The sequence below is a fragment of the Nereida ignava genome (assembly GCF_001049735.1).
Taxonomy (GTDB): domain Bacteria; phylum Pseudomonadota; class Alphaproteobacteria; order Rhodobacterales; family Rhodobacteraceae; genus Nereida; species Nereida ignava.
The window spans coordinates 1-2,293 of sequence record NZ_CVPC01000058.1; the positions used below are offsets into that span (position 1 = coordinate 1).

The 2,293-nt window shown below is 50.7% G+C and carries 3 protein-coding genes; 2 read left to right on the plus strand and 1 reads right to left on the minus strand.

Annotation, left to right across the window (positions count from 1 at the left end; translation table 11 throughout):
* Window positions 1-330 precede the first annotated feature (330 nt).
* Complete coding sequence (locus NIG5292_RS14285) at window positions 331-960, minus strand: hypothetical protein (protein ID WP_048600209.1); 630 nt, start codon at window positions 958-960, stop codon at window positions 331-333.
* Between the two features lie 311 nt (window positions 961-1,271).
* On the opposite strand from NIG5292_RS14285, the gene NIG5292_RS14290 reads away from it, so the two are divergent.
* On the plus strand, window positions 1,272-1,598 hold the full coding sequence (locus NIG5292_RS14290) for a DUF6626 family protein (RefSeq protein ID WP_144412770.1): 327 nt from the start codon (window positions 1,272-1,274) through the stop codon (window positions 1,596-1,598).
* A 153-nt stretch (window positions 1,599-1,751) separates the two neighbouring features.
* Complete coding sequence (locus tag NIG5292_RS14295; RefSeq protein WP_048600211.1) at window positions 1,752-2,114, plus strand: hypothetical protein; 363 nt, start codon at window positions 1,752-1,754, stop codon at window positions 2,112-2,114.
* The last annotated feature ends 179 nt before the right edge of the window (window positions 2,115-2,293 follow it).

Here is a 2,293-nt window from a genome sequence, read left to right on the forward strand (position 1 = left end):
AGGCAGAATTGGAGGAAGCGATCGGATATTATCTGGGCGGCATATAAAAGTGCCAGCAAATAGCAACGTGATTGAGACCAGCTGTTGGGACTACTTTCCTTAAATGACCACGCCCACAAAAAAAGCGTCTAACGGTTTGCTCCGCTGACGCTGTCTTTCCGTTAAGTCTCTGTCTGTTTGATCTTCTTCGTTTGAGCCTTTGTTGATGTTCTGTGTTCTTTTGAACCTTCGTTAGTTTGAACAACAGCTCGTGAACAAGGATGTACCAAGACCTGCGCCTTTGGCATCTGTGTTGTTCAAGCTGCTCAGGTGTTTGCTGCGCGAAGGGGCTTAGCCACGCTCCATCATCTGCAAATCACCGCTTGCCTCATATTGTGCCTTTTGATCGTTTAATGCCTGTTGTGCCTGCTGTAGCCAGAGTGGGCTGGCTGCCCGTGTAATACGATGTGCTTGTTGTTGGGTGTAGTTGTCGTTGGGCGCAAAGTTTAACTGTGCATTATCCCAGCAAAGGTTGTCTGAGATTGTGTCACTGCCCATGCGCCAGTATTCGTGAGTGACATAGCTTGTCACAGCTGCACGGTCTTTTACGGGCATGATCCAGTTCTTTGCCAATGGCGCTGTTTGCGCATGATGCTGCGCCCAGACTGCGTTGAGCAAACAGCATGTCTGTTCCGTGTCCTGCAGTGGGCTTGGCATTACGAAGTGAACATGGAAGTTCTCGTGATCCGCGCCCTCATGTGCAAAGCACCAGCGCGGCACTCGCATGTTCTGACGCTCAGCAGCTTTGCCGTAGATCACGCGATCCACTTTGTTCCAGTAGCTGCGCAGGAGTTTGTTGGCAGTCTTACGTCCAGTCGTTCTGCCGTTCACAAACTTGAGCGTGCCGAACACATTCCAGTCTTGTGCCAACAAGTGCTGCACCAAAGCACGTCGTTCTTGTTTGCGTTGCTCAAATTCCATTGCGGTCCTCCATGTTTATTTATCAACGAAGGCGCAAAACGGGGCAGAAACGGGTTATGCTGTGCCCCCAACAACAGGCACACACAATTGTGTTGGAACCACTGTGTTGTAGGTTTGTGGTTGCAACACTGTGGTTGCACCACAGTCTCCTGAGAAATTCCCACAACACAGTATTGCACCAAAGCATCGCAAGAAGTTTTCGCAACACAGCTTCTGGCTTGTTTGCTGAGCGACACTATCCGCCCTCGTGTTACTCCAGCACGACCGTGTTTTGATAAATACTTGCGAGACCAAAACACTGGGAGAATTGGATGAGCATAAGACTATTAGAACACATGCGCGATGAATTGATCGCAACGGGCATTGTACAGAACACACCGGAGTTCTGTCACAGCTGGTTGGGACGCAGTGAGGGCTATATCCGCGTGCTGCGCTATCACAACACAGAACCGAGTGTGGAAACCCTGAGCGTTTGTGCAAGCAAGCTTGGGTATTATGCAGCGCGATTGGCTGCCAGTGATCAGCCACAGCATCAAGCGTGGAGTGAGCGTTTAGCAAACCTTAAGGCACTTTGTGATAGGGCCATAGCTGAGCAGTCAGAAGCAGTATGGCGTGCGCCGGAACGGATGGCGGTATAATGCGGTTTAATCATTGCAGCGTCATTTATGACGTGTCTCATCCGAAATTCCCCCTGCAGCCGCAAAAATCTGCGCTGCGGATTTTTCTAGGGAAGTACTTATCAAGTCTGGGTGGTCTTTTACTAACCCCACTCTCTTCAACTGGGTGCGCACATGACTGACCGCGAGGAACTACGCCGACTGATAGATGTGATTGAGAAGGCTTCAGCTAGCGTTCAGCTGGATCAAGCCATTGAAGACATTAAGACTTTTGCCAACACCACAAGCTTCTTGGCCAACAAGCTAGAGACGCGCCTCAAAGGTGGAAAGGTAAAGGCAAAGAGCAAACCCAAATCACGTATTGGCAAAGCCATTGCAGCTCCGCCTGTTCCAAAGCCCAATGCGGCCAAACCACAACAGGCGGGGCCAGACTCTGCAGGTGGCGGCATGCCTTCCGCTGTAGCAAGTGCAACATCTCAGGCGGACTACGACAGACTTAAGCCGCAAGGCGCGCAGGGACCAATATCAAGCAACTGAACATTGTGGGTGTCACACAGCGTCTGTGCGCAGGCTGTAGGGCCCAGGGTATGCTGCTTTCCTGTCAGTGTAGCGAGCAACTAGGGTTACTGCGTTACGCTGCTTTTTGAACGCTTTTAATGCAAAAAGGGTCGTAACGAAGTACTGCAAAATTCTATTGACCCTTAGGCTGACAGGTA

Excerpts from the sequence above, each read along its gene's own strand:
- NIG5292_RS14295 (WP_048600211.1), top strand. The coding sequence starts at position 1,752 with ATGACTGACCGCGAGGAACTACGCCGACTGATAGATGTGATTGAGAAG.
- NIG5292_RS14290 (WP_144412770.1), top strand. The coding sequence starts at position 1,272 with ATGAGCATAAGACTATTAGAACACATGCGCGATGAATTGATCGCAACG.
- NIG5292_RS14285 (WP_048600209.1), bottom strand. The coding sequence starts at position 960 with ATGGAATTTGAGCAACGCAAACAAGAACGACGTGCTTTGGTGCAGCAC.